Origin of the sequence: Streptomyces sp. BR123 (assembly GCF_013401435.1) — a bacterium.
Taxonomy (GTDB): Bacteria; Actinomycetota; Actinomycetes; order Streptomycetales; family Streptomycetaceae; genus Streptomyces.
Genome location: NZ_JACBGN010000300.1, coordinates 1 through 8,554, shown reverse-complemented (window position 1 = coordinate 8,554; position 8,554 = coordinate 1). Strand labels below are relative to the sequence as shown.

General features: G+C 71.1%; 7 protein-coding genes and 2 pseudogenes. 4 read left to right on the top strand and 5 right to left on the bottom strand.

Annotation, left to right across the window (positions count from 1 at the left end):
• The coding region (locus HYE82_RS30495; protein ID WP_218783246.1) for a hypothetical protein at positions 1-1,119 on the top strand (1,119 nt) is incomplete at its 5' end.
• 352 nt (positions 1,120-1,471) lie between these two features.
• Here HYE82_RS30495 and HYE82_RS30490 read toward each other — a convergent pair.
• From HYE82_RS30490 to HYE82_RS30470, 5 genes and pseudogenes are all read right to left on the bottom strand, one after another.
• A complete protein-coding gene (locus HYE82_RS30490; protein WP_179177426.1) occupies positions 1,472-2,017 on the bottom strand; it encodes a hypothetical protein in 546 nt (181 codons plus the stop codon).
• A 56-nt stretch (positions 2,018-2,073) separates the two neighbouring features.
• A complete protein-coding gene (locus HYE82_RS30485; protein WP_179177425.1) occupies positions 2,074-2,979 on the bottom strand; it encodes a hypothetical protein in 906 nt (301 codons plus the stop codon).
• Positions 2,980-3,159: 180 nt separating this feature from the next.
• A complete protein-coding gene (locus HYE82_RS38570; protein ID WP_256987906.1) occupies positions 3,160-3,942 on the bottom strand; it encodes a hypothetical protein in 783 nt (260 codons plus the stop codon).
• A gap of 516 nt (positions 3,943-4,458) precedes the next feature.
• Positions 4,459-4,845: a hypothetical protein gene (locus HYE82_RS30475; RefSeq protein ID WP_179177428.1), complete on the bottom strand. Its 387-nt coding sequence runs from the start codon at positions 4,843-4,845 to the stop codon at positions 4,459-4,461.
• A 92-nt stretch (positions 4,846-4,937) separates the two neighbouring features.
• Positions 4,938-5,344 (bottom strand): annotated as a pseudogene (locus HYE82_RS30470) (ATP-binding protein).
• Between the two features lie 294 nt (positions 5,345-5,638).
• Here HYE82_RS30470 and HYE82_RS30465 point away from each other — a divergent pair.
• The 3 genes and pseudogenes from HYE82_RS30465 to HYE82_RS30455 form a co-directional block, all read left to right on the top strand.
• Positions 5,639-6,212: pseudogene (locus HYE82_RS30465) on the top strand (Scr1 family TA system antitoxin-like transcriptional regulator); the annotation flags it as partial.
• A 93-nt stretch (positions 6,213-6,305) separates the two neighbouring features.
• Entirely contained in the window at positions 6,306-6,665 is a 360-nt protein-coding gene (locus HYE82_RS30460; protein WP_179177424.1) for a hypothetical protein, read from the top strand.
• 573 nt (positions 6,666-7,238) lie between these two features.
• The coding region (locus tag HYE82_RS30455; protein ID WP_309144500.1) for an MFS transporter at positions 7,239-8,554 on the top strand (1,316 nt) is incomplete at its 3' end.

Below are 8,554 nucleotides of genomic sequence, written 5' to 3'. Positions count from 1 at the left end.
GGCTGGGGCGGGGCCCCGCAGTGGGGGTATCCGGTGCCGACGGCGCCGCAGCCGGGGGTAATACCCCTGCGCCCGTTGGACCTCGGGGAGATACTCGGCGGGGCGTTCGCGACCATGCGGGCTCACTGGAAGCAGCTGGCCGGTGTCATGCTGGCCGTGATGGCCATCGTCCTGCCGGCCATGGGCCTTGCGGTGGGCATCGGCGTCGCGTCAGTGTTCGAGCACTTCGAGCCCGTCTTCGACCCGCCCTTCGGCGAGGAGCCCCCCGCCGACGACGTCGCACCCCTGCTCGTCGCGGGCGGGGTGCTGTTCGTGGTGCTGATGGCTCTCGGGCTGTTCGGCATGGCGGTGGTCACCGCGCTCTGCCCGGCGGTCCTCAAGGAGGCGGTCACGGGCCGCCCCACCACCTTCCGCACGATGTGGCGCGCCGCCGTCCGGCGGACTCCCGCAGTCGCCGGCGCCGTGCTCCTCGCCGGCCTGATCGCCGGCCTTCCGATGCTCGCCGCCCTGGCGGTGGGGATTGCGGTGGTGGTCGCCTCGGCCGCCGCCGACAGCGGGCCCGCGGTCCTCGGCCTGATCCCGGTCCTGATGCTGGCCGCCTTGCCGGTGACCCTCTGGCTCACCACCCGGTTCGGTCTGGCGTCGGCCGTCGTGGTCCTGGAGGACGCGGGTCCGGTCACCGCGCTGCGCCGCTCGGCCGCCCTGGTCCGGGGTGCCTGGTGGCGGATCTTCGGCATCACCCTCCTCGGCGGCCTGATCGCGGGAGCCATCGGGTGGGTGATGCAGCTTCCGTTCAACTTCGTCGGCACGTTCGCGCTCTTGCCCGCCATGACGGCGATGCCCGAGGACGGCGGCGGCCCGTCGGGCGGGGTGATCACCGCCATGGTGTTCGCCCTCTTCCTCGTGTTCTTCGGCGCCGCCGCGGGGCAGATGTTCCAGATCGGGTTCACCCAGCTGGTGAGTTCCCTGCTGTACGTCGACCAGCGCATGCGGCGCGAGGGCCTCGCCGAGGCGATCCTCGCCGAGCTGGCCGTCGCACCGTTCGCGACGCCGTCTCCGGCACAGCCCCCGGCGCCGTCCGCGCCGCCGCAGGCGGGTGGCCCGGCCGAAGGGCAGTAGCCCGCCACGCCGCCCTGCCCGCCGTCCTGCCCCGCTGTCCTCGATCGGACGTTGCTGCGCCGGGCGGCAGGCGACGCCGGCTTCGCCCGCGAGCCCGCCCCGGGCCCGCGGGCTCCCGGTAGCTGATCTGGCGTACGGGCGGCTGCTGTCCGGGGGGGCAGGCCAGCCACCGCGACGCCCGGCTGCGGCTCCTCCGACCAGGCCCACCTGACCGGGGATTTCACGGTGCTGACCGGCATGCTGCCGGGGCGTACCCTGCCGCGCGAGCCCCGGACCCGGCCTACGGGTCGGGCCGGAGAAAAGGAACTGCCCGGCGCGTACGTCACATCGGTACGCACCGGGCAGAAGTGTGTCAGAGCGTGGACTTCGACGCGGTAACGACCACGCACTCCTTGTACTCGCTGCCGTCGCCCTTGCCGGTGTACGGCGTGGTGGCCTCGGCCTTGGCGGACGCACCCTTCGCGACCTTGAGGCCGGTCACCTTGGCCAGGGCGAGGTTCGCGTTGGACGTGGCGTCCCCGCGGAACTTCATGGTGATGTCGTACGTGGCGTCCAGCATGCCGCTGTTGGTGACGGTGAGCCGGGCGACCAGGTTCTTGCCCTCCAGCTTGCAGCCGTCAATCTTGATGTCCCGCTCGGCCTTGTCGCGGCTGGAGCCGTTCGGGACGGAGGTGCCGCCAGAGGTGCTGGTGCTGGTGCTGGTGCTGTTGTCGCTGCCGCCCGTGGTGCTGCTGCCGTCGCTGGTGCTGCCGGAGCTGCCAGAGCTACCGGAGCTGCTGGAGTTCGAGCTGGAGCCGTGGCCGCCGCCGCAGCTCGCGCCGTGGGAACCGCGGGCTCCGGTGAGAGCGAAGACTGCAATACCGAAGACGGCGACAGCACGGACATGGCGAAGCTTCACGTTTCAACCCCCGTTGAAGTGGCGATAAATAAAGGCCCTGTATTGACGGGCGCACGTCACCCTAGCAGTGGACGATGACCTTCCGCTTCACGGATCGGTCTCAATGGCGCCCCTGTCAGGCCTCGCCGGGCCCCCTGAGCGCTGTCCGACGAGGTGAGAGCCCCCTCGCCGCAGCGCCTCACAACCCGTGACGATCCAACAGGCGCATCCGGTTCCACTTCCGCCTCCACTCGCCCCGAAGTCCGGCCGAAAAGTCCGCAAACTTCGCCTCGGCGCCCACGCGGCGGTGGCAGTCGCGGCAGCCTGCTCGGCATGGGCGCGGCGACTGCGTTCCAGTCGGGCGCCACAGATCCGGGTCGGTGCCGATCTGCTTGCACAGCACCTCTGGTGCCCCGGCAGGCCGGTGGCTTCTCGATGCCCGCCTCGCTGCCTGCCCAGAGGTAGATGCGGGTGGTGCCGGGCCGGAACTCGTGCGCGTGGATCTCCACACACAACCGGAGTGCGCCGCTTTCGGGCGTCTTCACCTCGCGAGGGCAAACACTGGTACTGCGCATACCCTCGACGAAGGTCTCGGGCTCGGGCAGGCCGAGGTGGCTGAAGCCGTCGCTGCGGGAGTAGCCGGGTTTCTCCGGATGGGTGTTGGGAACCATTTCGGTGCCCTCGCGCCGAAGTGGCTGCAGGAAGCGCTCGGCCTCCGGGGTCGGCACCGTGAAGGCGAGCAGCCCGACGTCGTGCTGCGAGCTGGTCTTGAGCCCCGCCCGGCGGTCGGTGGCCGTTTCGGGCACCTGGAAGCCCATCGTTTTCGCCATCCACTCGGGTGTGGCGTTCTCCTCCCAGCAGCACTTGGTGTCATGCTCGGCCATATCCCGCCACGCCGCTATGCCCCACACGAAGACGCCGAGGTAGCCGAGGGCCGACCAATTGCTCTTGCCGGCCCGGACCGGGACACCAGGATCGCTCATCGTTCGACTTCCCCTTCCCCGTCCCGTGCGTGGCGGCCGGGGTCGCTGCGGTCACCCGTTCGGCCGGGGTCATCAGGCCCGGGAACCGCCGATCCGGTTCCCAGTTCGTAATGCTTGACCGAACTGCTGCCCGCCATGTCGAACTCCTGTGCCAGGCCGACTCTATGCTGTCGGCCCACCTCACCGTCGGGTATGTACGCCCCCCCTGACGTTCACCCCCTTGCCCTGATCCCAGTTGTAGCGGTCCCAGACATTGACCTGGTATTCGAGGCCGACCACCGGCTTGCCGTCGGCGCCCGGCACGGCGGTCACCACACCCGTCACGTTCGACCGGGCGGCGCCGACCGCGTAATACCAGTTCGGGTCCGAGGTGAAGTAGTAGTCGGCGCCGCTCGGTGTCTCGACCGGTATCGCGACGGGGCGCCCGCCGTTCTTCTCGAACTCCGCGATTGCCTGCTCACGCCACGCCTTCTGGTACGCCAGGAGGTGATTGTTGTCCATGTGGGCCTGGAAGCCCTTGTTGTCGGTGAGCATCTTGTCCACCGGGAGCTTCATCGGGTCTCCGGAGTTGCTGAGGTAGCGCTCCATGTGGCGCGAGGCATCGGTCAGGCCGGTCATGTCCGCTCCGTCGACGAGGCCCCCCAGCTTCATGTGGGTCCACCAATCGCCCCATCCGGGCTCCTGCACCCCGTGCTTGCCTGATCCCCGGTCTGGCGCCACCTGCTTGACGGACGGGTTGAACAGGCCGGCGGCGAGCAGGTCGTCCTTGTGGGCCGTCCACAACTGCGCGCGAGCATCAGGGCTGAGTGACTGCCACAGCCTTCGCAGCTCGGCCTGCTGGGCGGACTTGGCGTCCTCGCCCAGTGCGGCCAGCTTCATGGCCCGCGGCAGCTGGTCCTGGTCGAGCGAGATGTAGTCCGCGTGCCCGGCGTTGTACGGGTCGGCTCCGTGGGAGGCACGCAAGGCACGGGAGGGCAGCGGCGTCCACCTCGGCTGCGTGGCTGACCATGCCCGTGAGCGTGTCCGCATACCAGCGCACCATGTCCTTGGTGCGCTGGGAGGGACCTTTCGCATCGCACATGGACGGCTCCACGCGAACCTTACCGCCACCGCCATCCGACACCAGCAGCCCTTGGTCCGGCTCGGGCTTGTGCGAGGGGTTGCCCTCTCTCGCCTCGTCGGCCAGGGCTTTCGCCTGCTTCTGGATCTGAGTCAGCTCGGCGTGTGTGTCGGCGAGGACCGCGTGAATGCTCTTCGCCTCGCGCTGGAGGTCGGCCACTTCCTTGGCGGCGCTGCGGACGAACTCCCGGGTGACGGTGGCGTTGACCCCCTCCCATTGCGCCAACTCCGACTTCTTCACCAGCCCGTCGCGCACCACAACGTGCAGCTTCGCGAGTTCTTCCGCGGCGGTCTTCCACTCCGTCACTGCCTCGTTCAGCTTGCCGAGGTCGAGCGTGATGAGGTCGGTCCAGGTGAAGGTCACTTCACGTACCTCTGTATCTCGGAGACCGACATCGCGGAACCGTCGCGGTGGCGCAGGCTCGCGGCGATGGCCTCGTCGTTGTCCGCGTGGGCCTTCTTGGAGAAGTCGAGGTGGTTGGAGATGTGGGCGTACATCTGCAGCACCGTCTTGACCTGTGAGTCCCAGGTGGAGAGGGTCGCTGACAGCTCCGGCCCCAAGGCAAGGTTCCGGGTGGAGCATTCGGCCGCGGCACGGGCGGTCGCGCCGGTACCGGCGCCGGCGATGTCCGCCTTGCCGCGCAGTTGGCCGTGGACGAGGAACGCCTCGTGCCCGACGGCGCCCAGGTCGTCCTGCGTGACGACCAGGTCCGGTGCCGGGCTGCTCCCCATCGCGGCGGTCCGCATGGCCTCAGCCCACTCGTCGTCGAATGCCACCAGACCCCTCCCTCGACGTACGGCAATCGGAACACCCTAACCACACTGGCAATACGGGCAGTTCACAGCCGTACGGGAAGTTCGGCGACGATCGTCTTGCCGATGGGTGGGCGGTCACGGACCTCCCAGCGGGATGCCACTGCCTGGACGAGGAGGAGGCCGCGGCCCGACTCAGCGAACGGCGCGGGCGACGGGGTGGCCATGCCCGGGGCCGGGGGCCGGCGTTCGCCGCGGGTGTCGGAGACCTCGATGCGGAGCACGTCCGCGTCGAGCGTGAGGGCGAGTTCGAAGTTCCGGCCGGGCACCCGGCCGTGGTGACGGCGTTCGCGGTGAGCTCGGCCAGTACGAGGGCTGCGGCGTCGGAGGTGTCGCTGCCGGCCGGAACGCCTCAGGTGTGGAGCTCGTGGAGGGCCAGGCACCGGGCGAGCCGGGCGCCGCGAGGGATGGAGCTGAACTGCCGGGAGAACATACGTACGGTGACCGCCATCTGGCGGTCCGCTGTGCAGGGGGTGGCGTCATGGCCCCGATGTGGCGGTGGGATTCGGGCTCCATCAGGGGTGCGGCGCGTACGCCGGGTCAGCGTACGCGCACGGAGGGTGGACAGTGCGATCACCGAGCGTGACCCTGGTGGGCATCGGGAGCGGTACAGGAGCACGTGCGCGGGAGGTGGCCCGGGATGGCCTACGAGAACACGGACGAGGGCGGGGAGCCGGGCGGCGGCTGCCGCCCGGCAGCCGGCGGGGAACCGGAGGCGTCGGACAATATGCGCACGTTCGGCGCGGTGGCCCAGGCCCTGCGGGAGCATGCGGGGCTGAGCCGGGAGGAGTTCGGGGAGCGGTGCGCTTCTCGAAAAACACGGTGGCCTCGGTCGAGCAGGGCCGGCGCATGCCGGATCCGGACTTCGTGGCGCGGGCGGAGGAGGCGCTCGGCAACACGGGCGCGCTGCGGCGGGCGGCCCGGCACCTGTCGCGCCAGCCGGCCTGGCCAGTTGGTCCCGGCGCCGGGCTTGGCTGGAGGCGCAGGCGGTGAGCCTCTGTACCTACGAGTGCCGTGTCGTACCGGGCCTGCTCCAGACGGAGGCGTACGCCCGGGCGGTCTCACTCAGCCTTCCGCCGCTGCCCGACCCGGTTGAGCTGGAGGAGCGGATTTCGGCCCGACTGGCCCGACAGAAGCTGCTGTCCGTGGAGCGCAGGCCGCCAACAGCCTTTGGCTTCATCGTCGAAGAGGCAGTTCCGAGGCGGCAGACGGGCGGGCCGGATTCCAAGGACCGGCAGGGCCCGCAGCTCACCCTCTCCCCCACCGCGTGGGCCGGCTTCGTGGCGTACACGCCGGGAACGTGATCCCGGGAGCCCGGTGAGAGCGCTCCTCCTCCCGGAACGCCCTCGGCAATACGTTCGACGCGCTCCGGTCTGCTCGGGAGAATCAACCCCATGAGCCTCCTCGTGCACACCTTCGTCTACGGCGCCGACGGCGGTTACGACTTGCTGGAGGACCCCGAGCACGGCCGCACCCTGGCCGGTTTCGAGAGCACGCGGACCCGGCTGTGGGGGTCCGAGGCGCTGCGGGCCCTGGACGCCAGGTTCTTCCCGCTACTCGACGGCGATGACCTCTACGTGGAGCGGGACGAGATCGACGACTTCCTCGCCGAGTGCGAGGCGATCCGTCCGTACCTCGACCGGCTTGCCGGGCAGGGCGGTTACGACCCCGACTACGTCGCCCAGCGCTTCGACAACATCGTTGCCGCCGCGCTGCGGGCCAAGGCCGAGGGCGGCGGGATCGTCGTCTGGTGAGGGTGGGGACCGCGCCAGCGGCCCCCACCGGGCGGCGTGGATCCGGACCGTCGGCTCCGCGCGGGCGGTGGCGAATCTTCAGGGATCCGCCCCAAGGGCAGTATGCGCGGCCGGGATGTTGTTCGGTGACGTCCGTTCTTCGTGAACGCGCGCGGCCGGGCAGGCGGCCCTGAGCTGCACGGACGTGCCGGGCGGGGAGTTGTTCACGGCCGGGGAGGCGGGTGCGGGGGTTGTTCACCGGCGCGGGCATCACGGGACATGGCGGGCCTTCGGGCTGTTTTCCGGCCGGTGTCGGCGGGGGCTGTGCTCGGGCACGGGGGTGGGGCGCCCGCAGGACGGATCCCGTTCAACGCGTGGGACTGACCGCGGAGGTTTTGCGGTTCCGGCAAGTTTTCTGGGCCGGTCCGGCATGCGGTTCGAGCATGGGGGCACCTGCTCCCGGACCGGAAGGCGGACCCCGTGACCACGGCGAACCGTGCTGCTGCCCCTGCTTCCCGTGCTGCTCCTGATGTCTCCCATGCCTCCGCCGGCCCTGCCGGCGCACCTGAGTTGAGTGTGCGGCGGCGGTGGACGGTGTTGGCCGTCTGTGCGCTGAGCATGTTCCTCGTCGGCCTCGACACCACCATCGTCAACGTCGGCCTGCCCGTCCTCGGGCGCGGGCTCGGCGCGGACACCCGGAGCCTGGAGTGGGTCGTGGACGCCTACACGGTGGTCCTGGCCGGCCTCCTCATCGCGTCCGGTGCGCTCGCCGACCGCTTCGGGCGGCGCCGGGTGTTCCGGTGCGGGCTGGTCGTCTTCGGCGTGGCCTCGCTGGCCTGCGCGCTCGCCCCCTCGCTCGGCTTCCTGGTCGCGGCGCGGGCCGTGCAGGGCGTCGGGGCGTCGATGCTGAGCCCGGTGGCCCTGGCGATCGTGGTGAACGCGATGCCCGATCCGCGGGAGCGGGCGCGGGCGATCGGCGTGTGGGCGTCGGTCTTCGGGCTCAGCATGGCGGCGGGTCCGGTGACCGGCGGGGCGCTCGTCGCGGCGTTCGGCTGGCGGTCGGTGTTCTGGATCAACGTACCGGTGATCGCCGCCGCACTCGTGCTGGTCGCCGTGTTCGTACCGGAGTCGCGCGGGCAGCGGGCCCGGCGGATCGACCTGCCCGGGCAGCTGCTCCTCACCCTGGCGCTGGGCGTGTCGGTCGGGCTCCTGATCGAGGGGCCCCGGATCGGCTGGACCTCGCTGCCGGCCCTGGCCGGGTACGTCGTGGCCGCGGCGGCGACGGCGGCCTTCGTACGGGTCGAGCTGCGGCGGGAGGAGCCGCTCATGGACCTCGGGCTGTTCCGGCGGCGGGCTTTCACCGCGGCCGTGCTGGGCGCGGTGGCCGTGTTCGTCGCGCTGAACGTGACGCTGCTGCTCACCACCCTGTACCTGCAGCACGCCCGCGGCTGGAGCCCGCTCGCGGCCGGCTGCGCGACGCTGCCCATGGCAGTGGGGGCGACCCTGTGCGCGCCGTGGTCCGGCAGCATGGTGGGGCGGGTGGGGCCGCGGCGTCCGCTGGTCCTGGCGGGTGCGTTCACCACGGCCGGCGGGCTGTGCCTGGTGAACCTGGGTCAGGACACCGGCGTGCTGCTGCTCCTGACCGCCTACCTGCTGATCGGGATCGGCTTCGGCTTCGCCAACGCGCCGCTCACCGACACCGCGGTCGGCGGCCTGCCGAAGTCCCGGGCCGGGGTGGCCGGAGCCGTGACCTCCACCGCACGGCAGGTCGGCTCGGCGGTCGGCATCGCCCTCGCGGGGGGCCTGGTCGCAGGTGCCGGTCCGGGCGGGCTCGCGGCGGCTACGCGTCCCGGGTGGGGGCTGGTGGCTGGCTGCGGGGTGTTCCTCCTGGTCGTGGCGCGGGCCTCCCG